This is a genomic window from Nonomuraea sp. NPDC049158 (assembly GCF_040648335.1).
GTDB lineage: Bacteria > Actinomycetota > Actinomycetes > Streptosporangiales > Streptosporangiaceae > Nonomuraea.
Genome location: NZ_JBEZDM010000009.1, coordinates 101142 through 125641 on the forward strand (window position 1 = coordinate 101142; position 24500 = coordinate 125641).

Annotated in this window: 26 protein-coding genes; 15 read left to right on the forward strand and 11 right to left on the reverse strand. The window is 70.1% G+C overall.

Translation table 11 applies throughout. The features are described from left to right. Window positions 1-2: 2 nt before the first annotated feature. From dnaJ to AB0B61_RS21090, 4 genes are all read right to left on the reverse strand, one after another. Entirely contained in the window at window positions 3-1187 is a 1185-nt protein-coding gene (gene dnaJ, locus AB0B61_RS21075) for a molecular chaperone DnaJ (RefSeq protein ID WP_358434159.1), read from the reverse strand. 24 nt (window positions 1188-1211) lie between these two features. After that, window positions 1212-1808, reverse strand: coding sequence for a nucleotide exchange factor GrpE (gene grpE, locus AB0B61_RS21080; protein ID WP_358434161.1), 597 nt, complete (start codon window positions 1806-1808; stop codon window positions 1212-1214). Beyond that, window positions 1808-3679, reverse strand: a complete 1872-nt coding sequence (gene dnaK / locus AB0B61_RS21085) for a molecular chaperone DnaK (RefSeq protein ID WP_358434164.1) — start codon at window positions 3677-3679, stop codon at window positions 1808-1810. Before dnaK ends, grpE begins: the two co-directional genes overlap by 1 nt. 347 nt (window positions 3680-4026) lie before the next feature. Beyond that, a complete protein-coding gene (locus tag AB0B61_RS21090) occupies window positions 4027-4371 on the reverse strand; it encodes a hypothetical protein (protein WP_358434167.1) in 345 nt (114 codons plus the stop codon). A gap of 205 nt (window positions 4372-4576) precedes the next feature. Between AB0B61_RS21090 and AB0B61_RS21095 the strand changes: the two genes are divergently transcribed. The 5 genes from AB0B61_RS21095 to AB0B61_RS21115 all read left to right on the forward strand — a co-directional run bounded on the left by AB0B61_RS21095 (window position 4577) and on the right by AB0B61_RS21115 (window position 9789). Continuing rightward, on the forward strand, window positions 4577-5458 hold the full coding sequence (locus tag AB0B61_RS21095) for a proline dehydrogenase family protein (protein ID WP_358434170.1): 882 nt from the start codon (window positions 4577-4579) through the stop codon (window positions 5456-5458). 106 nt (window positions 5459-5564) lie between these two features. Continuing rightward, entirely contained in the window at window positions 5565-6359 is a 795-nt protein-coding gene (gene proC, locus AB0B61_RS21100; protein ID WP_358434172.1) for a pyrroline-5-carboxylate reductase, read from the forward strand. A gap of 138 nt (window positions 6360-6497) precedes the next feature. Further along, on the forward strand, window positions 6498-7865 hold the full coding sequence (locus AB0B61_RS21105; RefSeq protein ID WP_358434175.1) for an efflux RND transporter periplasmic adaptor subunit: 1368 nt from the start codon (window positions 6498-6500) through the stop codon (window positions 7863-7865). Next, window positions 7862-8608 (forward strand): ABC transporter ATP-binding protein, encoded by a 747-nt coding sequence (locus AB0B61_RS21110; protein ID WP_358434178.1) that lies wholly within the window; start codon window positions 7862-7864, stop codon window positions 8606-8608. The genes AB0B61_RS21105 and AB0B61_RS21110 overlap by 4 nt, the downstream gene beginning before the upstream one ends. After that, on the forward strand, window positions 8605-9789 hold the full coding sequence (locus AB0B61_RS21115; protein ID WP_358434180.1) for an ABC transporter permease: 1185 nt from the start codon (window positions 8605-8607) through the stop codon (window positions 9787-9789). Before AB0B61_RS21110 ends, AB0B61_RS21115 begins: the two co-directional genes overlap by 4 nt. A gap of 40 nt (window positions 9790-9829) precedes the next feature. On the opposite strand, the gene AB0B61_RS21120 is transcribed toward AB0B61_RS21115, so the two are convergent. The 4 genes from AB0B61_RS21120 to AB0B61_RS21135 all read right to left on the reverse strand — a co-directional run bounded on the left by AB0B61_RS21120 (window position 9830) and on the right by AB0B61_RS21135 (window position 13369). Further along, entirely contained in the window at window positions 9830-10570 is a 741-nt protein-coding gene (locus AB0B61_RS21120) for an ABC transporter permease (RefSeq protein WP_358434183.1), read from the reverse strand. Further along, window positions 10567-11457, reverse strand: a complete 891-nt coding sequence (locus tag AB0B61_RS21125; RefSeq protein ID WP_358434186.1) for an ABC transporter ATP-binding protein — start codon at window positions 11455-11457, stop codon at window positions 10567-10569. The genes AB0B61_RS21120 and AB0B61_RS21125 overlap by 4 nt, the downstream gene beginning before the upstream one ends. An 80-nt stretch (window positions 11458-11537) precedes the next feature. Continuing rightward, window positions 11538-12197 carry a response regulator transcription factor gene (locus tag AB0B61_RS21130; protein WP_358434189.1) on the reverse strand — a complete coding sequence of 220 codons (660 nt, stop codon included), beginning with the start codon at window positions 12195-12197 and terminating at the stop codon, window positions 11538-11540. After that, entirely contained in the window at window positions 12194-13369 is a 1176-nt protein-coding gene (locus AB0B61_RS21135; protein WP_358434192.1) for a histidine kinase, read from the reverse strand. Before AB0B61_RS21135 ends, AB0B61_RS21130 begins: the two co-directional genes overlap by 4 nt. Window positions 13370-13504: 135 nt before the next feature. Here AB0B61_RS21135 and AB0B61_RS21140 point away from each other — a divergent pair, with 135 nt between their 5' ends. The 10 genes from AB0B61_RS21140 to AB0B61_RS21185 all read left to right on the forward strand — a co-directional run bounded on the left by AB0B61_RS21140 (window position 13505) and on the right by AB0B61_RS21185 (window position 21765). After that, window positions 13505-14668, forward strand: coding sequence for an acetoin utilization protein AcuC (locus tag AB0B61_RS21140; protein ID WP_358434195.1), 1164 nt, complete (start codon window positions 13505-13507; stop codon window positions 14666-14668). 8 nt (window positions 14669-14676) lie between these two features. Continuing rightward, window positions 14677-15459, forward strand: a complete 783-nt coding sequence (locus AB0B61_RS21145) for a phosphatase (protein WP_358434197.1) — start codon at window positions 14677-14679, stop codon at window positions 15457-15459. A gap of 312 nt (window positions 15460-15771) precedes the next feature. Beyond that, entirely contained in the window at window positions 15772-15975 is a 204-nt protein-coding gene (locus AB0B61_RS21150; protein WP_026214222.1) for a helix-turn-helix domain-containing protein, read from the forward strand. A 177-nt stretch (window positions 15976-16152) separates the two neighbouring features. Next, window positions 16153-16251 carry an AURKAIP1/COX24 domain-containing protein gene (locus AB0B61_RS21155; protein ID WP_018654693.1) on the forward strand — a complete coding sequence of 33 codons (99 nt, stop codon included), beginning with the start codon at window positions 16153-16155 and terminating at the stop codon, window positions 16249-16251. Between the two features lie 22 nt (window positions 16252-16273). Continuing rightward, on the forward strand, window positions 16274-17269 hold the full coding sequence (locus AB0B61_RS21160; RefSeq protein WP_358434199.1) for an NAD-dependent epimerase/dehydratase family protein: 996 nt from the start codon (window positions 16274-16276) through the stop codon (window positions 17267-17269). A gap of 23 nt (window positions 17270-17292) precedes the next feature. Next, a complete protein-coding gene (locus AB0B61_RS21165; RefSeq protein ID WP_358434783.1) occupies window positions 17293-18162 on the forward strand; it encodes a lysophospholipid acyltransferase family protein in 870 nt (289 codons plus the stop codon). A 106-nt stretch (window positions 18163-18268) separates the two neighbouring features. After that, the gene (locus AB0B61_RS21170; RefSeq protein ID WP_358434201.1) at window positions 18269-19267 is read left to right on the forward strand and encodes a ThiF family adenylyltransferase; all 999 of its coding nucleotides are present in this window, start codon (window positions 18269-18271) and stop codon (window positions 19265-19267) included. A gap of 51 nt (window positions 19268-19318) precedes the next feature. After that, the gene (locus AB0B61_RS21175) at window positions 19319-20113 is read left to right on the forward strand and encodes an SDR family NAD(P)-dependent oxidoreductase (RefSeq protein WP_358434204.1); all 795 of its coding nucleotides are present in this window, start codon (window positions 19319-19321) and stop codon (window positions 20111-20113) included. Window positions 20114-20185: 72 nt separating this feature from the next. Continuing rightward, window positions 20186-20767, forward strand: a complete 582-nt coding sequence (locus AB0B61_RS21180; protein WP_358434207.1) for a sigma-70 family RNA polymerase sigma factor — start codon at window positions 20186-20188, stop codon at window positions 20765-20767. A 2-nt stretch (window positions 20768-20769) separates the two neighbouring features. Next, window positions 20770-21765 (forward strand): LCP family protein, encoded by a 996-nt coding sequence (locus tag AB0B61_RS21185; protein ID WP_358434210.1) that lies wholly within the window; start codon window positions 20770-20772, stop codon window positions 21763-21765. Between the two features lie 225 nt (window positions 21766-21990). On the opposite strand, the gene AB0B61_RS21190 is transcribed toward AB0B61_RS21185, so the two are convergent. The 3 genes from AB0B61_RS21190 to AB0B61_RS21200 form a co-directional block, all read right to left on the reverse strand. Continuing rightward, on the reverse strand, window positions 21991-22866 hold the full coding sequence (locus tag AB0B61_RS21190) for an HAD-IB family hydrolase (RefSeq protein ID WP_358434213.1): 876 nt from the start codon (window positions 22864-22866) through the stop codon (window positions 21991-21993). Window positions 22867-23026: 160 nt separating this feature from the next. Then, on the reverse strand, window positions 23027-23656 hold the full coding sequence (locus AB0B61_RS21195) for a DUF5667 domain-containing protein (RefSeq protein ID WP_358434216.1): 630 nt from the start codon (window positions 23654-23656) through the stop codon (window positions 23027-23029). A 68-nt stretch (window positions 23657-23724) separates the two neighbouring features. Next, window positions 23725-24363 carry a sigma-70 family RNA polymerase sigma factor gene (locus tag AB0B61_RS21200; RefSeq protein WP_358434219.1) on the reverse strand — a complete coding sequence of 213 codons (639 nt, stop codon included), beginning with the start codon at window positions 24361-24363 and terminating at the stop codon, window positions 23725-23727. Between the last annotated feature and the right edge of the window lie 137 nt (window positions 24364-24500).

Genomic DNA, 24500 nt, shown 5'->3' on the forward strand with positions numbered 1-24500 from the left:
GGCTACTCGCTTCTGGCTCTCTGTATGAGATCAGCCCGCGGGTCCTCGCCCGCCGTCGCGGTGTTGAACTCCGTGAGGAGCTCGCGGGATTTGTCGTCCAATGTCTGGGGGACGAGCACCTCGACGGTGGCGAGCAGGTCGCCTTTGGTGCCGTCCTTGCGAGCGACGCCCCTGCCACGGACCCTGAACGTGCGGCCGTTGGGCGTGCCCGTCGGGATGCGCAGCGTGACCGGCAGCCCCTTGAGTATCGGCACCTTGATCTCGGCGCCGAGCGCGGCCTCGGAGAACGTCACCGGCACCGTGATGGTCAGGTTGTCGCCCGTCCTGCCGAAGACGGCGTGTGGTTTGACGTGCGTGAGGATGTAGAGGTCGCCGGCCGGGCCGCCGTTCTCGCCCGGGGCGCCCTTGCCCTTGAGCTTGACCCGCTGTCCGTCGGCCACCCCCGCGGGGATGCGCGCCTGGATGTTGCGGGTGCTCTTGGCCCGGCCGCTGCCCTCGCACACCGGGCAGGGGTCGTCCACGAGCAGGCCGCGGCCCTTGCAGTCGCGGCAGGGCTCGGAAAAAGCGAAGTTGCCCAGGTTGCGGCTGGCCGCCCCGGTGCCCTCGCAGGTCGGGCAGACCCGCGGGGTGGTGCCGGCCTTGGCCCCGGTGCCGCTGCAGGCCGTGCAGGCGGCCGAGCTGGTCATTCTGAGCGACACCGTGGAGCCTTCGACCGCTTCGGAGAAGGTGAGTGTGACCTCGGACTCGACGTCCTGGCCACGTCGCGGCCTGGTGGCGCTGGTCGTACGGGCCGATCCGCCGCCGCCGCGGTTGAACAGCCCGCCGAACAGGTCGCCGAGCCGCTCACCCGCCCCGTGGCCCTGCTGCTGCTGGTTGGCGGTGCCCCCGAACAGGTCGCCGAAGTCGAACGGGAAGCCGCCACTGCCGGGACGCTGGGCCCCCACCCCGGACCCGAACAGGGCGCGCGCCTCGTCGTACTCCTTGCGGCGCTTGCTGTCGGACAGGATGTCGTTGGCCTCGGAGACCTCCTTGAACTTGGTCTCCTTGGCCACGTCGCCCTGGTTGGTGTCGGGGTGGTACTGCCTGGCCAGCTTGCGGTAGGCCTTCTTGATGTCTTCGGCCGTGGCTGACTTGGGCACACCAAGGACGGCGTAGTAGTCCTTCTCCAGGTAGTCCTTGGTGCTCATCTATTGATCGCCCTTCGTTCTTCGTCAGTTGTCGTCGTCGGACGCCGGGGGGGCGTCTTCTGGCTCCGCCACGGCCACCCGCGCCGGGCGAAGCACCCGGTCACCCATCCGGTAACCGGGCTGGAGCACCTCGATCGCGGTCGGCTCGGTGACGTCCGGCGAGTAGCTGTGCATCAGCGCCTCATGGACGGTCGGGTCGAACGGGTCGCCCTTCTGGCCGAAGGAGTTGAGCCCGAGCTTGGTGACGGCCGCTTCCAGTGACTCTGCCACCTTCGCGAAGCCGCCGGTGAGCTCGCCGTGATCACGTGCTCGGCCGATGTCGTCGAGCACGGGCAGGAGCTCCTGAAGGGCGCTCGCGACGGCCTGCTCCCGCACGGCTCCGCGGTCACGTTCGACCCGCCTGCGGTAGTTGGTGTATTCCGCCTGGAGGCGCTGCAGGTCGGACGTCCGCTCGGAGAGCTGCGCCAGCAGGTCTCCGTCCTGCGCCGCCGCCTCACTGGCGGCGGGAGGAGGGGGAGCGTCCTGGTCCTGCGGTCGTTCGCGCACCTGGCCCGTCTCCGGGTCGATCTTGCGGTTGTCGCGGATCACCGGCTCGTCGTGCCCGTTGTCACGCGTCGGCATCACTTGTCCTTCTTCGGCTGGTCTTCGTCGACGATCTCGGCTTCGACCACGTCGTCATCGGCCTTCTGCTGCTCGTCGGCCGCGGCGTCCTGCGGGGCGCCCTCGCCGCCGGGCTGCTGGCCCTGGCTCTGCGCGTAGATCGCCGAGCCCATCTTCTGGCTGACGGTCGCGAGCTTCTCGGCCGAGGTACGGATGACGTCGGTGTCGGTGCCCTCCAGAGCCTTCTTCAGCTCGGCGAGCGACTCCTCGACCTCGGTCTTGATCTCGCCGGGGACCTTGTCGTCGTTCTCGCGGAGGAACTTCTCCGTCTGGTAGGCGAGCCCGTCGGCGTTGTTGCGGACCTCGGCCTCCTCGCGGCGCTTCTTGTCCTCGTCGGCGTAGGACTCGGCCTCGCGCATCATCCGCTCGATGTCGTCCTTCGGCAGCGCGGAGCCGCCGGTGATCGTCATCGTCTGCTCCTTGCCCGTGCCCAGGTCCTTGGCGGAGACGTTGACGATGCCGTTGGCGTCGATGTCGAAGGTGACCTCGATCTGCGGGATGCCGCGCGGCGCCGGGGCGATGCCGGTCAGCTCGAAGGTGGCCAGCTTCTTGTTGTAAGAAGCGATCTCGCGCTCGCCCTGGTAGACCTGGATCTGCACCGACGGCTGGTTGTCCTCGGCCGTGGTGAAGACCTCGGAGCGCTTGGTCGGGATCGTCGTGTTGCGCTCGATGATCTTGGTGAAGATGCCGCCCTTGGTCTCGATGCCCAGCGACAGCGGGGTCACGTCGAGCAGCAGGACGTCCTTGACCTCACCCTTGAGCACACCGGCCTGCAGGGCGGCGCCGATGGCGACGACCTCGTCCGGGTTGACGCCCTTGTTGGGCTCCTTGCCGCCGGTCAGCTCCTTGACGAGCTCGGAGACGGCGGGCATGCGGGTCGAGCCGCCGACGAGCACCACGTGGGCGATGTCGTTGATCTTGATGCCGGCGTCCTTGATGACCTGGTGGAACGGGCCCTTGGTCCGCTCGAGCAGGTCGGCGGTCAGCCGCTGGAACTCGGCCCTGGTCAGCTTCTCGTCGAGGTGCAGCGGGCCCTCGGAGGAGGCGGTGATGTAGGGCAGGTTGATGGTGGTCTCGGCCTGGCTGGACAGCTCGATCTTGGCCTTCTCAGCGGCCTCACGCAGGCGCTGGAGCGCCATCTTGTCCTTGGACAGGTCGACGCCGTGGGCGTTCTTGAACCGGTTGGCCAGCTCGTCGACGACCCGCTGGTCCCAGTCGTCACCACCGAGGTGGTTGTCGCCGGAGGTCGCCTTGACCTCGACGAAGCCGTGGCCGTCCTCCTGGCCGACGTCGAGCAGGGACACGTCGAAGGTGCCGCCGCCGAGGTCGAAGACCAGGATCGTCTGGTCCTGCTCCTTGTCGAGCCCGTAGGCGAGGGCCGCCGCGGTGGGCTCGTTGATGATGCGGAGCACGTTGAGGCCCGCGACCGTGCCGGCCTCCTTGGTGGCCTGGCGCTGCGCGTCGTTGAAGTAGGCCGGGACGGTGACCACCGCGTCGGTGATCTTCTCGCCCAGGTAGGCTTCGGCGTCCTGCTTCAGCTTCTGCAGCACGAAGGCGCTGATCTGCTGGGGGGAGAACTTCTTGCCGTCGATCTCCTGGGACCAGTTGGTGCCCATCTCCCGCTTGACGGAGCGGATGGTCCGGTCCACGTTGGTGACGGCCTGTCGCTTGGCGACCTCGCCGACCAGGACTTCGCCGTTCTTAGCGAAGGCGACCACGGACGGCGTGGTCCGCGAGCCCTGCGCGTTGGCGATGACGGTGGGCTCACCGCCCTCGAGGATCGAGACGACGGAGTTGGTCGTCCCAAGGTCGATACCTACCGCACGTGCCATGAGTACGTCCCTGTAGTTAAAGTTGAGTCGGTCAGACTCAACGTACGAATGCCCGGGGTGTTTGTCAAACAGCTTGAGCCTACTCGACTCAACCTGCCCCCGGGCACCCGTATTCCCCCTGAGAGTTCCCCCCTAAAACCCTGAGAGACCCCGGCACGCCATCCCGGGGTCTCGTCTCTCCCCCCAGAAGTCCCCGCCCGCAACTGACGGACCCCGGCGCGATGGGGTCGCGTGCCGGGGTCTGGTCATTCCCTCCCGAAAGTCCCCCGCCCGATACAGGCGGACCCCGGCGTGACAAGGGTCGTGGGCCGGGGTCTGGGTCTGGGTCTGGGTCTGGTTGGGAGGTTTCAGGGCTTGGCGCCGTCCACCACCTTGCGCTTGCCGAGCGGGGTCTTGAGCTTGACCGTCGTCGTCTTCTCCACCGCGATCATGATGCAGGCGACGTCCTTGGCCTTCGGGGCGGTGCCCTCGTACAGGGTGACCTTGACGCTCTTGCGCGTCTCCTTGACCTTCACCCGGTCCAGGACGGTGCACGGGGCCACGCCCGACCACCAGATGAGCTTGAGCTTGCGGCCGTGCGACGTCGGCTGCGCCTTGGTCCAGCGGACCTTGTGCGTGTTGATGGTGTCGCCCGTGGGCTTGACCGGTTTTGGAGCCTTCGTGGGCGTGGTCTCTGCGGGAACACTGGCCACGGGGTCAGTGGTGACCGGCGTCTGGGGGGCGGGAGCGGTGGTCTGCTTGGCAGGCGCCGGGGCCCCGCAACTCGTCGCAAGCACCAGACATCCGGCCAGAAGAGTCGCTGTCATTGTGCGCATACCTCTTGGACGAATGGGACGGCTCGCAGGTTCAGCTACCGAATCCGGCGGGTATCGCGCCGGCGAAGTTAGGGTGGAATATGTGCTGCGTCAGGCCCTGCTAGCCGTATCCAGGAGCGACCTCGTCGAGCGGGTCGTCACCACCTCACCGCTGACCAGAGACGTGGTCAGGCGCTACGTCGCCGACGACGTCGAGGCGGTCGTCGCCCGGCTGACCCGCGACGGGCTGCTCGTCACCATCGCCCGCCTGGGCGAGGACGTCACCGACCGGGCGCAGGTCGAGCGCGCGGTCCAGGGCTACCTCGCGCTGCTCGGCCGGCTGCCCCGCGACGCCGACGTGTCGGTCAAGCTGACCGCCCTGGGGCTGCGGCTCTCGGAGCGGCTCGCGCTCGACAACGCGGCCACCGTCTGCGAGGCCGCCGCCGCCAGGGGAGTGACGGTCACCCTCGACGCCGAGGAGCACGACACGATCCCCAGGCTCGACTCCGTGCACGCCACGCTGCGCAAGGAACATCCCGACGTGGGCATCGTGGTGCAGGCGTACCTGCCGGACGCCCGCGAGCGCTGCGAGCGGCTCGACGGCGCCCGGGTGCGGCTTTGCAAGGGCGCCTACAGCGCGCCCGGCGCCCTCACCTCCCGGGCCGACATCGACCGGTCGTTCGCACGCTGTCTCAAGGTGCTGATGGCGGGCACCGGCTACCCCATGGTCGCCACGCACGACCCGCGGCTGGTGGAGATCGCCTCGGCGCTGGCCGTACTCACCGGGCGGGACGCGACGGGCTTCGAGTATCAGATGCTGTACGGCGTGCGGCCCGCCGAGCAGGCCCGTCTGGCCGGGCTCGGCGCGCAGGTGCGCGTCTACGTGCCCTACGGCGCCGACTGGTACGCCTACCTCATGCGCCGCCTCGCCGAGCGCCCGCGCAACCTGGCCTTCTTCGCCCGGTCGCTGCTGAGCCGGCACTAGCTTCGTCCGGCCGCCGGCCGCCGGCCGCCGGCCGCCGGGTCGTCGGTCGGCCGGTCGCCAGCGCCCGGTCGCCGGTCAGCCGGCACCGGCTCGGTAGGCTACCGGGGTGATTGCGATTCTGGGCACGGGCAAGATGGGCGAGGCCCTCCTGTCCGGGCTGCTGCGAGCGGGGTTCGATCCGGGCGACATCATGGCGACGTCCCGGAGGCCGGAGCGGGCGCAGGCGCTGCGCGAGGCCTACGGCGTGCGGACCGTGACCAACACCGAGGCCGCCAAGGCCGCGGAGACGATCATCCTGGCGGTCAAGCCGCAGGACATGGCGGCGCTGCTATCCGAGATCGCCCCCTACGTCCCCGCCGACCGCCTGGTGATCACCGCCGCCGCGGGCATCACCAGCGCCTTCGTCGAGCAGCGTCTCGGCGTCGAGGTGCCGGTCGTCAGGGTGATGTCCAACACGCCGATCCGCTTCGACGAGGCGATGAGCGTGATCTCGGCGGGCGCGCACGCGAGCGAGGAGCACCTCAAGCACACCGAGGACCTGCTCAAGCCGGTCGGCAAGGTGCTGCGCATCCCCGAGTCGCAGCAGGACGCGGCCACCGCGCTGTCGGGCAGCGGGCCCGCCTACTTCTTCTACCTGGTCGAGGCCATGGTCGATGCGGGCATCCTGCTCGGCATGCCCAGAGCGGCCGCGCTCGACATGGTCACCCAGTCGATCGTCGGCGCCGCGGTGATGCTGCGTGACTCGGGCGAGCACCCGGTGATCCTGCGCGAGGCGGTCACCTCGCCGGGCGGCACCACGATCGCGGCGATCGCCGAGCTCGAACGCCACAGCGTCCGCGCCGCCTTCCTGGCCGCCATCGAGGCCGCCCGCGACCGGAGCCGCGAGCTGGCCTCGGGCTGAGCCGCGAGCCGGCCTCGGGCCGGTCCGGGCTGGCCTCAGGCTAGGTCCGGGCTGAGGCCAGGCTCGGTCCGGAGTGAGTCCGGGCCGAGTTCGGGAGGCCCAAGCCACCCTGGGCACCCTGCTCCTACGATGGGTCGGGTGACGATCCGTCGCGGCATCCCCCCGCTGCTCGTCCTGCTCGCGCTGACCGGCTGCTCGGCCGAGGCACCGGCCGCCGTACAACTGGCCGACGTCAAGCGCGCCCCCGTCACTGAGGTCGTCGAGGCGCCCGCCACCATCGGCGCCCGCGCCACGGCCACCCTCCGCTCGCCCGCCCAGGGCACGATCGCTCACCTGTACGTACGCGAAGGCGACCACGTGCGCAAGGGCCAGATCGTGGCCAAGATCCGTTCGCCACAGGCCCAGGACCAGCTCAGGCAGGCCCGGCGGGCGTCGAAGTCGGCCGCGCCCGCGACCCCGACCCTGGGCCGCCCGAACGTCCGCCTCGCCTCCTTCGACACCGGCGCGTTCGACCGCAAGCTGGCCGCGCACTTCGCCAGGGCGCGCAGGGAGGCGAAGAAGATCGACGACGCCCAGGCCCGCAGGCAACTGCTCAGCGCCATCGGCCTGGCCGAGGCCCAGCAGAAGGCGCAGACCAGGGCACTGAAGTCGATCACCGCGCAGCTCAACCAGTCGATCAACAGCGTGCTGGCCGGGGTCACCAGCGGGTTCGGCGGGCTGACGTCGTCCATGGCGTCGTTGCAGGCGGCCTCCAAGTCCCAGGCGAAGGCCGCGGTCAAGGCGGCGGAGAGCACGGTGAAGTCGCTCACCGTCAAGGCGCCGTTCGGCGGGGTGGTCACGCTCGGCCGGCCCTCGGGCGGCGGCGCCTCGAGCAGCCTGAACGGCCTGCTCAGCCAGCTGCCCACCGGCGGCCAGCAGCTGCCCGCCGACACCTCCGGCGGCTCGGCGAGCGGCGGCACGCCGGTGGCGACCGGTGTTCCCGTGTCCGTGGGCGACCCGATCATCACCGTCACGGACGTCTCGGAGCTCACCCTCTCCGCCGACATCGACGAGACCGACGTGCTGCTGGTCAAGAAGGGCACCGAGGCCACGGTCGAGCTCGACGCGGTCCCCGGCGCGGCCTACACCGCGCGGGTGACGGGCGTCGGCGTGACGCCGATGCCCGGCACGACGGGCGGTGTCAGCTACCCCGTGCAGCTCACGCTCGGCGCGGGCCGGTTCGACGACGGCGCCGCGGCGCCCACCCCGAAACCGGGTATGAGCGCGGTGACGCGGCTGACGGTCCGCGAGTCGCCCGCCGCCATCGCGGCCCCGGCCTCGGCGATCGTCTCCAGCGGGCGCGAGAGCGTGGTCTGGGTGGTCAGGAACGGTACGGCGGAGCGCCGCGTGGTCAAGCTCGGCGCCCAGGGAGAGGCGGTGGTCGAGGTGCTGAACGGACTGTCGGTCGGTGACCGGATCGTGGTCAAGGGCGCGGACTCGGTACGGCAAGGGCAGCGGCTGCCATGACCGCCGCCGCGCCGGACGCCGCCTTGGAAGCCGTGGATCTCACCAGGCGCTATCAGCTCGACGGCATCGCCGTGGAGGCGCTGCGCGGCGTGTCGCTGCGCATCGGCCGCGGCGAGTTCGTGGCCATCATCGGGCCGTCCGGGTCCGGCAAGTCCACGCTGATGCACTTACTCGGCTGCCTCGACCGGCCCACTTCCGGGCGGCTCCGGGTGAACGGCGTGGAGATGTCCCAGCTGTCCGACACCCAGCTGGCCGAGCTGCGCAACAAGACGATCGGCTTCGTGTTCCAGTCGTTCCACCTGCTGGCCAGGACCACGGCGCTGGAGAACGTGGCGCTGCCGCTGGTCTACCGGGGGGTCGGCAAGGCCGAGCGCCGGTCCAGGGCGCGGGCCGCGCTGGAGGCGGTGGGTCTGGGGCACCGGATGGAGCACCGGCCCTCGCAGATGTCCGGCGGCGAGCAGCAGCGCGTGGCGATCGCCAGGGCGCTGGTGGGCGAGCCGAAGGTGCTGCTGGCCGACGAGCCGACGGGCAATCTCGACACCCGCAACGGCGCCGAGGTGATGGCCATACTCGACCGGCTCAACAGTGACAGCGGGGTGGCCGTGGTGCTGGTAACGCACGAGCCGGAGGTCGCGGGGCACGCCCGGCGGCAGATCCACGTACGCGATGGGCTGATCGAGCTGGACACCGGCGCCCAGGAGAGCGCGGAGAGCGAGCAGAGGGACGGCGGCGGCGCGGGGTGAGGGGGCGCGAGGCGTTCGGCATGGCGCTGGAGGCGCTGCGGGTCAACCGGATGCGCAGCGTGCTGACCATGTTCGGGGTCGTCATCGGCGTGCTCGCCGTGGTGATCCTGGTGGCCGTCGGCACCGGCGCGAAGGACGCGGTGGAGAAGGAGATCTCCGGCCTCGGCACCAACATCATCCTGGTCGTCCCGGGCCGGCTCACCGTGGGCGCGGCGCCGACCCAGAGCAAGCTCAACCTGGCCGACGTCGCGTACGTGCGGCGCGTGGTCGGCGACCCGGCCAAGGTGACGGTGTCGCTGCAGTCGGGCGAGACCGTACGGGTCGGCGGGACCGAGGCGTTCGTCACCGTCGTCGGCACCGACCAGAATCTCACCAACATCTTCGACCGCCCGCTCGACAAGGGCCGCCACCTGAGCGGGACCGACGTCGACACCCGGCGCCGGGTCGCCGTGCTCGGCTCCGAGGTCGCCGACAAGCTGTTCGGCGACCTCGATCCGATCGGGCGGCAGCTGACGATCTCCGGGGCGCGGTTCCGGGTCGTCGGCGTCTACGCCAAGATCGGCCAGACCTTCGGGGTCTCGCGCGACCAGGAGGTGCACATCCCGGTGACGACGGCCCAGCGGCTGCTCGGCATCGCCAGGGTCAACGGCATCGCGGTCGGCGCGTCGGGGCCCGACGAGATCGAGCCGCTGCAGAGCCGGGTCGTGGCGGCGCTGACCGACAGGTACCCGGGGGAGAAGTTCTCGGCCGTCACGCAGACCCAGCTGCTCGGCACGATCGGCAGCGTGCTCGGCATGCTCACCGGTGTGCTGGCCGCGATCGCCGGTATCTCGCTGCTGGTGGGCGGTGTGGGCGTGTCCAACATCATGCTGGTCAGCGTCCGGGAGCGGACCCGCGAGATCGGGCTGCGCAAGGCGCTCGGGGCCCGGCAGCGCGACGTGCTGACCCAGTTCCTGATCGAGGCGGTGCTGCTGACGACGATCGGCGGCGTCATCGGGATCCTGCTCGGCGTCGGTGGCGCCCTCGCCATTCAGGCGCTCACGCCGGTGCCCGCCTCGGTCACCTGGTGGTCGGTCGCGCTGGCGTTCGGCGTCTCGGCGGCGGTGGGCGTTTTCTTCGGTGTCGCGCCGGCGCGGAGGGCCGGCCGGTTGGACCCGGTCATCGCCCTCCGCGCCGAGTGACGCGCCCAGCGACTGCTGAGTGACGCGCCCAGCGACACGGCTACGCGTCGCGGCGCCGCATCAGCACGGCGCCCGCGATCATGGCGACCGCCACCCAGGCGAGGTAGACCGCGAACCCGCTCCACGGGCCCAGGGAGCCGTGGCTGTCGCCGGACACGACCAGCAGGCCGGCGTTCGTGGTGAAGTATTCGGCCACGGTCCTGCCCCACTGGCCCGGGAGCTGGGTCGCGACCGTGGGCAGCACCATGATCAGCGAGATGGCCGACACGATCGCGCCCGGCGTGTGCCTGATCAGCGTGCCCAGTCCCAGCCCGAACAGCCCGCACGCGGTCAGGTAGAGACCGGACCCGAGCGAGGCCCGCGCCACCTCCCCCATGTCGACGGACGGCGGCTGGGAGATCGCCAGGGCGACACCGACCGCGCCGACCGAGGCGACCAGGCAGACGACCAGCGACACCGCGGCGAACACCACGATCTTGCCGGTCAGCAGGCGCATGCGCTGGGGCACGGCCATGAGCGAGGTGCGGATGCCCCCGGTGCGGTACTCGCTGGAGATCACCAGAACGCCCAGGGTGGCCATGGAGATCGAGGCCAGCATCACACCGGTCAGGCTCGACGCGATCACCTGCGAGCCCGGTACCGGCCCGTTGGCCATGTTCTGGGCCACGGCGCTGACGAGGGCGGAGAAGCCCAGCATCAGTACGGCGGTGACGGCCAGGGTCCACACCGTCGAGCGGACGGAGCGGATCTTGGTCCATTCGGCGCGGAAAACGTCGATCATGATGAGTACTCCAGGCTGTCCTTGGTGAGCTCCATGTAGGCCGCTTCGAGCGAGGGCTGGACGAGCGTCAGCTCCTCCAGCGGCAATCCGGCCCGCGCGGTGATCGTGCCGATCTCCAGCGGCGTCACCCCGGTCACCCTCAGGTGGTCGGCGTGCAGGTCACCGACCTTGATCAGATCGGCCACCTCGGCCAGGCGGGGTGAGCGCACCCGTACGTACGACTGCGAGCTGCGCCCGATGAACTCCGACATGCTCGTGTCGGCGATCAGCGCGCCCTTGCCGATCACCACCAGGTGGTCGGCCGTCTGCGCCATCTCGCTCATCAGGTGGCTGGAGACGAACACTGTGCGCCCTTCGGCCGCCAGCTTCCGCATGAACGTGCGGATCCACAGGATGCCGTCCGGGTCCAGCCCGTTGACGGGCTCGTCGAAGAGCAGGATCTCCGGATCGCCGAGCAGCGCGGCGGCGATGCCGAGCCGCTGCGCCATGCCGAGCGAGAACCCGCCGACCCGCCGCCTGGCCACCTTGGCCAGGCCGACCGCCTCCAGCACCTCCTCCACCCTGCTCGCCGGGATGCCGTTGGTCTGCGCGATGGCCAGCAGGTGGTTGCGCGCGCTGCGCCCGCCGTGCACGGCCTTGGCGTCGAGCAGCGCGCCGACCTTCCGCAGCGGGTGCCGCAGCTCCCCGTACGGCCTGCCGTCCACGAGGACGGACCCGCCCGACGGGTGGTCCAGGCCGAGGATCATGCGCATGGTCGTCGACTTCCCGGCGCCGTTGGGTCCCAGGAACCCGGTCACCTGGCCGGGCTCGACGTCGAAGGACAGGTCCGCCACGGCCACGGTGCCGCCGTAGCGCTTGCTCAGGTTCGTTGCCCGGATCGCGGTCATGACCCAAGCGTGGCCGTGCGGGACCGGAATCTCTTCCTGCTGGAGGACCGTTCGCGGGCGCGGCCTCTGGGAGCCTGCTCCTACTCTCCAGGGGTGATCAGCGCCGCCTCGTAGGCCACGATCACCGCCTGAGCCCGGTCCCGGACGCCGATCTTGGCGAACAGGTTCGTCACGTGGTTCTTGACGGTCGAGGGGGAGACGTCCAGCTCCTCGGCGATCTCCGTGTTGGACCGGCCGCGGGCGATCAGGACGAGCGTCTCGCGCTCGCGCTCGGTCAGCCCGTCCAGCTTCGTGGGAGCCGCCCGGCGGCGTGGTCGCGACGCCCGTACGAACGTGCCGATCAGGCGGGTCAGCAGGCGCGGCGCCACGGCGGACTCGCCTCGGTGCACCACGCGGACGCCCTCGACCAGCTCCTCGGGGGAGACGTCCTTGGGCAGGAACCCGGCGGCGCCCGCCCGCAGCGCCGCCACCACGTTCTCGTCCAGGTCGAACGTGCTCAGCGCGAGTACCCGCACACCGGGCCACTCCACGGTGATCCGTTCGGTCGCGCGTACCCCGTCGAGGCCCGGCATGTGCAGGTCCATGAGCACCACGTCCGGGCGCAGCCGATCGCACAGCGCGACCGCCTCCGCGCCGTCGGCCGCCTGGCCCACCACGCGCATGTCCGGCTGGGCGTCGAGCATGAGCTGGAAGCCCTTGCGCACCAGCGCGTGGTCGTCGGCCAGCAGTACGGTGATCATGTCGTCTCCAGGGGGATGCGGGCGCGCACCAGGAAGCCGCCCTCCAGGCGGGGGCCCGTACTCAGCAGGCCGCCGCACAGCGCCACGCGCTCGGCCATCCCGTCCAGCCCGAACCCCGGGGCCGGGGCGGTCCGGCCGCCCGCCGCGGGCAGGCCGTCGTCGGTGACCTCCACCTCGACCGCCTCGCTCTCGTAGGCCAGGCGGACGCTGGCCCGCGCCCCCACGGTGTGCTTGCGGGTGTTGGTCAGCGCCTCCTGCACGATCCGGTAGACGGCGTGGTCGACGGCCGCCGGCAGCGTGACGGGCTCGCCGATCACGGTCAGGCTCGCGGGCAGCCCGGCGGTCGCGGCCTCCTGGACCAGCGCCGGCAGCCGGGCGGCGCCCACCCCGGTCGCGGCGTCGGCGCCTCCCTCGATCCGGAGCAGCCCGTCCGTGGTGAACACGCCGCCGGCTCGGACCGGGTCGTCGGCCCTGAGCACGTTGAGGAGCTGGCGCATCTCCGCCAGCGCCTGGCGCGCGGTCCGCTCGGCCCCGGCCAGTGCGTCATGGGCGACGTCCTCGCTCGGCGGCAGGGTGGCCCTGGCGCCGCCGACCAGCACGTTGATGACACTGATGTGGTGGGCCACGACGTCGTGCAGCTCCCTGGCGATGCGCCGCCGCTCGGCGCGGACCGCGCTCTCGGTGGCCTCCCGCTGGCCGCGCTCCCTGAGCTCGGCGCGCACTCTGACGAGCTGCCCGACGACTATGGGGGCCAGCGGGTACAACCCGGCCATCCAGGAGCCGGGCACCGGCGTGATCAGGTGGTGGGCCAGGCCGTAGACCACGCTCTCGCCGACCGCGGTGAGCGCGGCGGTCCTGCCCGGGGTGTAGCGGCCCACGCTGTAGAAGGCGATCGTCGAGGAGATGTTGGCCGTCGCCACGATGCCGGCGGCCATGCCGAAGACCTCACCGACGGTCTCGATCGCGGCGACCGTGACGGGCCGGCTCCGCCGTAACAGCAGGGGGAACGTGCTGAGGATGAACAGGACGGCGCCCTGGGCGACATCCGGGTAGCCCTGGCGCAGCACGGCGATCAGGCCGATGCCCGCGGCCCCGGCGAGCACGGTCACCAGCGTGATGTCGAAGACGCGCGGACGCTTGAAGAAGCGCCATGCGGCCGTGATGCGACGCATGAAGCGCATGATCCAACCCTATGCGGCACTTATTGAAACCAACGATATTTCCTGGGAACAGGCTCCGTCACCGTATGGACGCGGCTAGTTGACGCTGCGGTAACGTCGCTCCAAGGGCGAGGAACGGGAGCGGGCATGAGTTCTACGGCACGGGCCATCTGGGACGATGCTCTCACTTCCTACGATTTCGGGCCGAGCCATCCGCTGGCGCCCGTCAGGGTGGAGCTGACGATGGCGCTGGCCCGCGAGCTCGGCGTGCTGGACAAGATCGAAGTGGTCGGCTGCGTGCCCGCCACCGACGACGAACTGGCCATGGTGCACCGGCGCGACTACATCGAGGCCGTCAAGCGCGTCTCCGCCTCCGGTGGGGCCGACCTGTCCGTGGGGCTCGGCACGACCGACAATCCGGCCTTCAAGGGCGTACACGATGCCTCCGCGCTCATCGCGGGCGCGACGCTCGCGGCCGCCCGCGCGGTCTGGGAGGGCACGGCCGAGCACGCGGTCAACGTCGCCGGTGGTCTGCACCACGCGATGGCCGGTAACGCCAGCGGCTTCTGCGTCTACAACGATCCGGCGCTGGCCATCGCCTGGCTGCTCGCGCAGGGGGTCGGCCGCATCGCCTACGTGGACGTCGACGTGCACCACGGCGACGGCGTGCAGGCGCTGTTCTACCACGACCCCCGGGTGCTGACGATCAGCCTGCACGAGAGCCCGCGCACGCTGTTCCCCGGCACCGGCTACCCGGGGGAGACCGGCGCGGAGGGCACCGCGGTCAACGTGGCGCTGCCCGCGGGCTGCGGGGACGAGGGCTGGCTGCGGGCCTTCGACGCGGTCGTGCCGCCGCTGCTGCGCGAGTTCCGGCCGGAGATCCTGGTGACCCAGCACGGCTGCGACAGTCACGCGCTCGACCCGCTCGCCAACCTGATGCTCAGCCTCGACGGGCAGCGCACCGCCTACGCAGCCCTGCACCGGCTGGCGCACGAGACGGCCGGTGGCCGGTGGATCGCGACGGGCGGAGGCGGCTACGAGCTGGTCCAGGTGGTGCCGCGGGCCTGGACGCACCTGATGGCCGAGCTGTCCGGGCATCCGCTCGACCCGGCCACCCAGACACCCCCGGCCTGGCGGGCGTTCGTACGGGAGCGGACGGGCGAGACGGCCCCGCTGACCATGACAGACGGCAGAAGTCCGGAATTTCGTCACCTATCCGGTGGTTATGACCCAGCAGACCCCATCGACCGTGCGGTCATGGCGACCCGACAGGCGGTCTTCCCCCTGCACGGCCTCGACCCGATGCCTTAGGGAGAGCTGTGCTCAGCCGCGACCAACTCCGCGAACACCTGATCCGCACCCGGATCGCCGGCGAGGTCGCGACTCCGCGCGAGAACAACCTCGACCACTACAGCTCGGTGGCCAACCGCGATCCCTATTACCTGCTGGGACTGACCCTCGAACAGCCGTGGTCGTTCCGGGACGTCCTCGCGCAGATGGCCAAGTCGGCGGGCGTGCAGGCGGACGCGGGACACCGCTGGGGCCAGGACACCATCGACCCCGACCTGACGATCGACGCGCTTGACGCGATGGCCGAGCGGATCGCCGGAGTGCTGTCGCGGGACAAGCCGCGGCTGCTGTTCGCCACCGGGCACCCCACGGGCCTGCTCGCCGTCCACCTGGCGCTCGCCCGGTTCGCCGTGGAGCGCGGGGCGACGCTGCTGACGCCGGCCGAGGGCTGGACCTACTCCGGGTCGGGTTTCGGACGGGCGCGTAAGATCCGCTACCTCCAGGACATCGCCATGCTCGACGACAAGGGCGGGTTCGTGCACACCCACGACTCGGCCCCGATGGAGCGGATGCTGAAAGTGCTGGGGGAGGTCACGCCGGACCTCGTCATCGCCGACCACGGCTGGGCGGGAGCGGCCGGAGAGGCGGGTGTGCCGACGGTGGCGTTCGCCGACAGCAACGACCCCGGGCTCTTCCTCGGCGAGGCCGAGGGCAAGATCGACGTGGTCGTGCCCCTGGATGACAATGTGCTACCGCGTTACTACGAGCCGCTGATCGCCCATCTGGTCACAGGAGCCTCACAGGCCCTTTGAGTTCAATTCGGTCATCCCCATACCGTCTTTTCGCGCCTGCATTCCGAGAGGCTCGCAGTCCCTTTGCCAACTTTTGAGGGGGCCTGGGCGACTCTTATGTGTGACGAGTTGGACAGTTCCAACGTCCAGGCGAGGTGCTCAAGCCGGTGGTTAACCAGCGATTTTGCTGGTTTGGCTGACAGGTAGCTCCGTCAGCTGAGAAAATAGGGGGTTTGCGCTGTCGGAGTCCCGACTTACGCTGACGGCAGTACACGTGCGTGAGCAGTGGCACCAGTGGGGATAACCCGTAAACACGTGCGGAAGAGGCGTCCGATGGGTGCAGGCGAAAGACCTCTCAGTGAGGTGAAGTTCCTGACGGTGGCGGAAGTGGCCACGGTCATGCGGGTGTCCAAGATGACGGTGTACCGCCTGGTGCACTCTGGCGAGCTGCCGGCCATCCGAGTCGGCCGGTCGTTCAGGGTGCCCGAGCAGGCGGTCCACGACTATCTGCGGGAGGCCTACATCGAGGCAGGGTAGATCTTGAGGTAGCGGCGTATGCCACACGCCGTGAATGCCGTCGTGGGAGATGCCCGGCCGCCGCCGAGCGGCCGGGCTCACCCCCCAGGGGGCGATCCACAGCCGATCGCCGGTAGTCTGTGATCCGGTGTGCGCTCGCGCATCGGTTCAGATCTGCTATCAGTACCTGGGGGTCCCGTGGGCTCTGTGATCAAGAAGCGCCGCAAGCGGATGGCCAAGAAGAAGCACCGCAAGCTGCTCAAGAAGACGCGCATCCAGCGGCGCAACAAGAAGTAACAGACGCAGCTGCGAGGCGCTGATGACCCACACCGTGCTCGTCACCGGGGTCTCGCGCCACGTGGGCGCTCGGATGGCGAGCGTGCTCGCCGCCGACCCGGACATCAGTCGCGTCATCGGAGTGGACACCGTGCCGCCGCCCTCGCTGACGCGAGATGGCGGCATCTCCCTCGGCCGGACGGAGTTCGTCCGGGTCGATCTGCGCAGCCCTGACATCGCTCAGGTGATCGCGGCTGCCGACATCGACACCGTTGTGCACATGAGCCTGGTCAGCGCTCCGTCGCGGAGCGCGGGCAGGGCCGTGATGAAGGAGCACAACGTCATCGGCACCATGCAGTTGCTCGGTGCCTGCCAGCGGTCGGCGACCGTGCGGCGCGTGGTGGTCCGCTCGACCACCGCCGTCTACGGTTCGTCGCCACGGGATCCGGCGGTGTTCACAGAAGACCTGGAGCCGCACGACGGCCCGAGCCACGGCTACGCCAAGGACGCGGTCGAGGTGGAGGGCTACGTGCGCGGTTTCGCGCGCCGTCGGCCCGACATGACGGTCTCGCTGCTGCGCTTCGCCAACTTCATGGGTCCTGGCGTCGACTCGCCGCTCACCCGCTACTTCACCCAGCCGGTGCTGCCGACCGTGTTCGGCTTCGACCCGCGGCTGCAGTTCGTCCATGAGGACGACGCCGTCGAGGTGCTGCGGCGGATGGCGACCGAAGATCACCCCGGCACGTACAACGTCGCCGGGGCAGGCGTGTTGCTGCTGTCGCAGTGCGCGCGCCGGGCGGGGCGGCCGTCGCTGCCGCTGTTCGCGCCCGCCTTCCGCCTGCTGGGCGACGCCGCGCGCCGCACCGGACTGGTCGACTACTCGCCCGAGCAGGTCCGGCTGATGAGCCATGGCCGGGCGGTCGACTGCTCCAGGCTGGAGGCCGAGCTGGGCTGGAAGCCCAAGTTCACCACCGGGGCGGCTTTCGACGACTTTCTGCTCTCGCGGGGGCTGCACCCGCTCGGAGGTGTGCGGCATTGAGCGTTCCGGACGACGAGGCCCGCGTGATCCCCATCAGCTCGGCACCCTCCTTCGAGGAGCCGGAGCCCCTCGCCAGGCTGCTGGCCTTCATTCGCCGGCGCATCACCGGCGACTACGAGGTCGACGAGTTCGGCTATGACGCCGAGCTGACGGACAAGGTGCTGCTGGAGCTGATCAGGCCCCTCTATCACCACTGGTTCAGGGTCGAGACCGTCGATCTGAAGAACGTGCCCGATGAGGGCGGCGCGCTGGTCGTGGCCAACCACTCCGGCACGCTGCCGGTCGACGCGCTGATGATGCAGGTGGCGCTGCACGACGAGGCGGACCGGCCGCTGCGGCTGCTCGGCGCCGACCTGGTCTACCAGCTCCCGATGCTCGCCCACCTGTCGCGCAAGACCGGCCACACCCTGGCCTGCCGCGAGGACGCCGACCGGCTGCTGCGCAAGGGCGAGCTGGTCGGGGTGTTCCCCGAGGGGTTCAAGGGCGTCGGCAAGCCGTTCTCCGAGCGCTACAAGCTGCAGCGTTTCGGCCGCGGCGGGTTCGTCGCGTCGGCGATCCGCGCCGGGGTGCCGATCCTGCCGACGGCCATCGTGGGCGCCGAGGAGATCTACCCCAAGATCGGCGACCTGCCGTCGCTGGCCAGGCTGCTCGGGCTGCCCTATCTGCCGATCACCCCGCTCTTCCCGCTGCTCGGCCCGCTCGGCCTGGTGCCGCTGCCGTCGAAGTGGATGATCCAGTTCGGGGAGCCCATCCGTACCGACGAGTACGACGCGGCGGACGCCGACGATCCGGTGCTGGTGTTCAATCTCACCGATCACATCCGCGAGATCATCCAGCAGATGCTCACCGAGTTGAGGCTGCGCCGCGGCCCCGCCTTTCCGCCATTCTTCTGATCTCAACAGAATCTTGACATGATCGGTCAACCCATCAAGGATGGGGAAACCGAGCAAGGCAAGACGGCGGCTGGACACCCATGGGTTCGACACCTAGGGAGCGTGCATGAGACGGCTCGTCGACTCCGTGCTCGTCACGAACGCCGGCGACCAGGTGATCCTGTCGACCGGCTCACGTGACGGATTATCGCTGCGGGGCGACCTCGACCGCGTCGAGCAGGCGGTCACGCTGCTCCGGGGCGGTGTCGACGACAGTGAGATCCACGCGGACCGGCTGCTGGCCGACCTGGTGGCGGCGCTGACGCACATGGGGTGGCTCACCTCGGAGCCGCCGCAGTCGCCGGCCGAGTCCATGGGCCGGCTCGCCCGCCAGCACGGCTACCTCACGCTGTTCGCCCCTGACGCGCGCGAGCTCCAGTCGCGGATCGCCGCCTGCTCGATCATGCTCCTCGGCGTGGGCGGCATCGGGGCGGTCGCGGCCCAGCACCTGGGCGCCGCCGGGGTCGGCCGCATCGTGGCCGTCGATCCCGACGTGGTCGAGCTGCACAACCTCAACAGGCAGCTGCCGTACACGACGAGGGACGTGGGCGTGCCCAAGGTCGACGCGCTCAGCGCCCGGCTGCGCGACTTCGCGCCCGAGACCGAGGTGGTGTCCGTACGACGGCGCGTCGCCAGCGCGGCCGACCTCGACGGCCTGCCGCACGTGGACCTCGTCCTCATCGGCGCCGACGAGCCCGCCGAGCTGGCCGACACGGTCTGGCGGTGGTGCCGCGAACGGGATGTGGCCATGAGCCGCGCGGCGGTCGCCCACGAGCACGGCCACTGGGGCCCGCTGCTGTCGCCCCGCGAGGGGCACTGCCATCCCTGCTTCGAGCACGCCCGTGAGGCCGGGCTGTCGCGCGAGCGGCGGCTGGAGGGCGGTCACGGCCCCACGCCGTGGTCGTTCGGCGCCACCAACACGGTCATCGCGGCCTGGGCGGTGCACGACATCGTCCAGTACATCGCCACGTCCGAGTGCCCCACGCTCAACCGCCGCGCCCACCTGGACTTCGCGCACGGCGAGCTGCACTTCCTCGACGGTCCCCGCTGCACCTGCAACCAGTAGCGGCCTTCCGGTGTTCTCCGACTGAGACAACACCGCAAGCGAAGGAAAACTATGGATCTGCAACTTACCGGCCGCGTCGCCATCGTCACCGGGGCGTCCAAGGGCATCGGCCTGGCCGTGACCAAGACCCTGATCGAGGAGGGCGCGCACGTCGTCGCGGCCTCCAGGACCCGCACTCTCGAGCTGCCCGACAAGGCGGTGCACGTGCCGGTCGACCTGATGAACCCCCAGGCGCCCGCCGAGGTGGTCGCCCGCGCGGTCGAGGAGTTCGGGCGGGTGGACATCCTGGTCAACAACGCCGGTGGCCCGCCGCCCGGCGTGACGCTGCCGCACGCCGGGTTCATGACCTCGGACGACGACACCTGGCGGGCGATGTTCGAGTTCAACCTGTTCTCGGTCATCCGGATGATCCGCTCCGCCGTACCGGTGATGCTGGAGGGTGGCGGCGGCGCGATCGTCAACGTCTCCTCCGTCAGCGCCCGGCAGCCTTCGGCGGTGAACATGGACTACGGCGCGGCCAAGTCGGCTCTCACCTTCGTCAGCAAGGCGGTCGACGAGGAGTACGGCCCGCAGGGCATCCGGGTCAACACCGTCTCTCCCGGGCCCGTGCTCACCCCCTGGTGGACCGACGAGGGCGGCGCGGCGGACGTCTTCGGGAGCATGGTCGGCGCCGACCGGGACAGCGTGATCACCAAGGTGGCCCCGGAGATGATGAAGCTGACGACCGGCCGCCTGGTCACCCCGCAGGAGGTCGCCGACGCGATCGCGCTCCTGGTCTCGCCCCGCTCCGGCAGCACGGCGGGCGCCGACCTCGTGATCGACGGAGGCTGCGTCAAGGAGGTGTAACCGGCACTGTGAACCTGATTGGCGGGTTGTGGTGATACATCCCTGACCGACTTCCCCCGCAGAAGGGCGGAGATGATCACGCAGCCCGCCACCAGGAGTGCGGACGCCGACCTCGTGCACGCTTCGTTAACCGATCCTGAAGCGTTCGCCGAGCTCTTCGACCGCTACTCCGCCATGCTCTACAGGTACGTCTCCAAACGGCTGGGCCCCGAGCCCGCCGAGGACATCGTCGGCGAGACGTTCCTGGTCGCCTTTTCCCGCAGGAAAAGCTACGACCCGAGCTACCCAGACGCCAGGCCGTGGCTCTTCGGCATCCTGACCAAGCTCGTCTCCCGGCATCACCGCACCGAGGCGGCCCGCTACCGCGCTCTGCAGCGCGCCCCTGTCGACGCCGACGTGGAGTCCCCGGCCGACCGCGTGGCCGCCGGGGTGACCGCGCAGGCGTCGCGCCCCGAGCTGGCCAGCGCACTGGCCGCCCTGCCCGCCAAGGACCGCGACGTACTCCTGCTGATCGCGTGGGGCGATCTGACGTACGACGAGGTCGCGCAGGCGCTCGGCATCCCGATCGGCACCGTACGCTCCCGCCTCAACAGGGGCAGGCGGAAGGTACGCGCGGCGCTCGGCGACACCAACCCGATGCTTGAGGAGGAGTGACGATGGACGACCTGAAGATGCTCCGCGACCTCGGCAGGGAGCTCGAACACCAGCCTCCGGCGACGCTGGTCCGCCAGCGGCAGCGCCTGCTCCAGGCCAGACCGCGGCGCAGGCGGCTGACGTGGCTGCTGACGGGCCTCGTCGGGGTGGCCACGATGGCCACGGTGGCCACGGTCGCGGTGCCCACGCTGATGCTGGCCGGCCGCCAGACCGTTCCTCCGCCGGCGGGGGTCCGTCCGGCCAATGCGAGCGGCGTGTTGAACGTGCTCCTGGTCGGCAGCGACAACCGGGAGGGTTCGAGCAAGTTCAACGGGGGAGCCCGCTCCGATACCCTCCTGCTGCTGCACCTGCCGGCCGACCGGACGAAGGTCACGATCATCTCCTTCCCCAGAGACTCGATGGTGCAGATCCCCGCCTGCGGGTCCCGCCCGGCCAGGAGGGACATGATCAACTCGGCGTTCCACACCGGCGGTCTCGCCTGTTCGGTGAAGACGGTCGAGACGCTGACGAAGGTGCGCGTCGACCACATGATGGAGGTCGGGTTCTCCGGAGTGGAGGCCATCGTCGACGCCCTCGGCGGGGTCGAGGTCACGGTGCCGAGGGCGGTGGACGACAAGAAGGCGAAGCTGAGGCTCCCGGTGGGCAAGCAGGTGCTCAATGGCGAGCAGGCGCTGGGCTATCTCCGGCTGCGCTACTACGGCGACGGGTCGGACATCCAGCGCATCAAGCGCCAGCAGGGGCTCATGATGTCGATGCTGAAGAAGGCCAAGCAGCGGCTTAAGGATCCGGCGGCCTTGCGGGACTTCCTCACCACGGCCAGCAAGTCGATCAAGACCGACCCGGAGTTCGACCTCGACACCATGCTCGGTATCGCCGGCACGCTGGAGAAGAGCAAGATGACCTTCGTCACGGTCCCCTGGCGGCCCGATCCGGACGACCCGAACCGGATCGTGTGGGCGCAACCGGCGGCGGAGCGGCTCTTCGCCGGGCTGCGGTAGTCCCCCCTGGGGCCGTCCACATGACCGTCTCGATCCGTGTGACGGTGCGTGGTGGCTGAGGTCCCTTGGGAGGGACTCCCTCCGGGAGAGAGGAAGCAGCCGGTCCGTCGTGGCTGGGGCCCTTTGGAGTATCCCCTCCGGGGGGAGAGGAAGTGGCCGGTCCGTGGTGGCTCGGGGGCCTTTGGGAGGGATCCCCCTCCGGGGGAGCGGAAGAGGGCGGGGCGGCTACTGGGTTGAGCGGTAGTGCTTGCGGAGGGCGATGCCGGCGGCGATGCCGCCGGCCACCGCTCCGATGCCCGCGGCGATCGGCAGGGCGGTCAGCGTCGCCTTTCTGCCGGTGCGGAAGTCCTTGATCGGCCAATCGTGCTTCTTGGCGTGCTCGCGCAGCTCGCTGTCGGGGTTGATGGCCACCGGCTTGCCGACCAGCGACAGCATGGGCAGGTCGTTGGCCGAGTCGCTGTAGGCGGTGCACCGGGTGAGGTCGAGGCCCTCCCGGCGGGCCAGCGCCCGCACCGCCTCGGCCTTGGCCGGGCCGTGCAGCAGGTCGCCGACCAGCCGCCCGGTGTAGACGCCGTTGGTGGTCTCGGCCACGGTGCCGAGCGCGCCGGTCAGGCCGAGCCGCTGGGCGATGACCCTGGCCAGCTCGACGGGCGTGGCCGTGACCAGCCAGACTCGCTGGCCGCGGTCGAGGTGGCTCTGCGCGAGCGCCCGGGTGCCGCCCCAGATGCGGTCGGACATGACCTCGTCGTAGATCTCCTCGCCCAGCCGGATCACGTCGTCGACCTTCGCGCCCGCGACGAACGCCAGCGCGGTCTCGCGGGCCACCGCGATGTGCTCGGGATTCTCGTTGCCGCGCAGCCGGAACACCGCCTGCCCGACGGCGAACTTGAACAGATCTGAGGTGGTGAACAGGCCACGCGTCGCCAGGCCCCTGGCGAAGTGGTAGATGGAGGCGCCGCGCATCATCGTGTTGTCGACGTCGAAGAAGGCGGCCGCCCGCTGGTCGGGCTCCGTAGGGGTCACCGTCACCGCGGCCGCCGCTGCGGCCTCGCCGGCGAGCTCCGCCTCCACCTCGCGCTGTCGTCGCATTAGCCGCCACATGCGCCTCAGCTTATCGAAGGTCCGCTGAAAGCCTCGGCCTTCAGTTCGGGCCGGGGATGAATGCGGTTCTGTCAGATGGCCCGCCGGAGGCGGGACAGCCCGGGGTACGTAGCGCGGACCCGGAAGCGGTCAGGTGGGGCGGCGCTGTTGTTCAAGTCAACTAGCGCGGGGCCACAAGCCCGTCTATGTAGTCGAGGTAGCCCGTCGCCTTGTCCTGTTGATCCCCGTCCATCCGTTCGAGCATGGGTTCGACCATGTTCTTCTGGTCGCGCGCGAACCGGTTGATCTTCGGTGAGCGCGGCTCGGCCCGCTCCAGCCTCCTGATGCCGGACCGGGTCGAGTCCTCCATCTCCTTGAGCGTCTTGGTGACCAGCGGTCCGTCGCCGGACGAGCCGAGCAGCTGGGCGACCTCGGCCGCCCGGGTCTTGGCCGAGACCAGCTCGCGCTCGGCCCGCTGCACGTCGTCGGTGCTGAGCCGGACCAGCGTGCTCTCCGCGGCGCGCTTGAGCGGGTAGAGAGTGTCGCCGGGCAGCGCGTGGTAGGTGGCGAACGCCGACAGCATCATGGCCGCCGCCAGGCCGAACGTGGCGGCCTGGGAGAGCCAGGAGAGCCGCCTCGGACGGCGATGGGAACGGCGGGCTCGTACGGGCTCGGGGAGGCGCCGTGCGGCCAGGAGCTCGGCGCGGAGGCGTTCGCGGAAGGCGGCGGCCGGACCCCCGCCCAGCGGGAGCCGTCGCAGCTCTGTGAGGTGATCGAGCACGCGCTCGCGCGATCTGCGCGCCCTACCCATGACAGCTCCCTGACGCCGCCGGGGAATCCGATCGTGACACCTGCCTAACGACAGGTCGCTGGTGGAGGTTACGCCAGGTCGTGCTTGAGAGCCCTGGCCAGGGCCCGGATCGCTCGGAACTGGAGGGCTTTGATCGCTCCACTCTTCTTCCCCATGATCAACGCGGTCTCGGCGAGCGACAGGCCGTGCAGGAACCGCAGAACCACGCATTCCTGCTGCTCGGGGTTCAGATCTTGAACGGCGCGGAGCATCCGGTCGTTGATGATGGCCGTGACGACGGCGTTCTCCGGGATGTGCGGGCCGTCGAGCGGGACGTCGATCACCTCTCCGGTCGGGATCTCCAGGCGATAGCGGCCGGACTTGAAGTGATCGGCGACCAGGTTCCTGGCGATGGTCACCAGCCAGGCGCCGAAGTCACGGCCCTGCCAAGTGAAGTCGGTGATCCGGCGAAGGGCGCGGAGGAAGGTCTCGCTGGTGAGATCCTCGGCCAGCGGATGCGAGCCGACGCGGAAGTAGATATAGCGATAGACCAGATCCACGTATCGGTCATAGAGCGTGCCAAAGGCATCCGAGTCTCCGGTCTTGGCGTGCAGCACCAGCATGCGGAGGTCATCGGGAATCTCTTCGCGCACGGCAAGCTCGCTCGTCCGGGCGGGACCAGCGACCGCTGGTGGGAGCAGCCCGGCGAACGGCCACGAGTCAGGCATCCGGTATCCCTAGGGGTAAGGGGTGCGGCGTGCTCGAACACTCTAGAAATCAACCGGAAATTCCACAATCCGCTTCGCGAAGGCATGACTAGCCGTAATCGGCCGATACCGTGTGGACCGACCCGTTCCCTCTTCGG

Coding starts and splice junctions, on each gene's coding strand:
- AB0B61_RS21125 (WP_358434186.1), bottom strand. CDS start 11,457: ATGACCGCGATCCGGGCAACGAACCTGAGCAAGCGCTACGGCGGCACC.
- AB0B61_RS21110 (WP_358434178.1), top strand. CDS start 7,862: ATGACCGCCGCCGCGCCGGACGCCGCCTTGGAAGCCGTGGATCTCACC.
- dnaJ (WP_358434159.1), bottom strand. CDS start 1,187: ATGAGCACCAAGGACTACCTGGAGAAGGACTACTACGCCGTCCTTGGT.
- AB0B61_RS21140 (WP_358434195.1), top strand. CDS start 13,505: ATGAGTTCTACGGCACGGGCCATCTGGGACGATGCTCTCACTTCCTAC.
- AB0B61_RS21180 (WP_358434207.1), top strand. CDS start 20,186: ATGATCACGCAGCCCGCCACCAGGAGTGCGGACGCCGACCTCGTGCAC.
- AB0B61_RS21160 (WP_358434199.1), top strand. CDS start 16,274: ATGACCCACACCGTGCTCGTCACCGGGGTCTCGCGCCACGTGGGCGCT.
- dnaK (WP_358434164.1), bottom strand. CDS start 3,679: ATGGCACGTGCGGTAGGTATCGACCTTGGGACGACCAACTCCGTCGTC.
- AB0B61_RS21200 (WP_358434219.1), bottom strand. CDS start 24,363: ATGCCTGACTCGTGGCCGTTCGCCGGGCTGCTCCCACCAGCGGTCGCT.
- AB0B61_RS21150 (WP_026214222.1), top strand. CDS start 15,772: ATGGGTGCAGGCGAAAGACCTCTCAGTGAGGTGAAGTTCCTGACGGTG.
- AB0B61_RS21135 (WP_358434192.1), bottom strand. CDS start 13,369: ATGCGTCGCATCACGGCCGCATGGCGCTTCTTCAAGCGTCCGCGCGTC.
- AB0B61_RS21170 (WP_358434201.1), top strand. CDS start 18,269: ATGAGACGGCTCGTCGACTCCGTGCTCGTCACGAACGCCGGCGACCAG.
- AB0B61_RS21185 (WP_358434210.1), top strand. CDS start 20,770: ATGGACGACCTGAAGATGCTCCGCGACCTCGGCAGGGAGCTCGAACAC.
- AB0B61_RS21175 (WP_358434204.1), top strand. CDS start 19,319: ATGGATCTGCAACTTACCGGCCGCGTCGCCATCGTCACCGGGGCGTCC.
- AB0B61_RS21190 (WP_358434213.1), bottom strand. CDS start 22,866: ATGTGGCGGCTAATGCGACGACAGCGCGAGGTGGAGGCGGAGCTCGCC.
- AB0B61_RS21195 (WP_358434216.1), bottom strand. CDS start 23,656: ATGGGTAGGGCGCGCAGATCGCGCGAGCGCGTGCTCGATCACCTCACA.
- grpE (WP_358434161.1), bottom strand. CDS start 1,808: ATGCCGACGCGTGACAACGGGCACGACGAGCCGGTGATCCGCGACAAC.
- AB0B61_RS21130 (WP_358434189.1), bottom strand. CDS start 12,197: ATGATCACCGTACTGCTGGCCGACGACCACGCGCTGGTGCGCAAGGGC.
- AB0B61_RS21120 (WP_358434183.1), bottom strand. CDS start 10,570: ATGATCGACGTTTTCCGCGCCGAATGGACCAAGATCCGCTCCGTCCGC.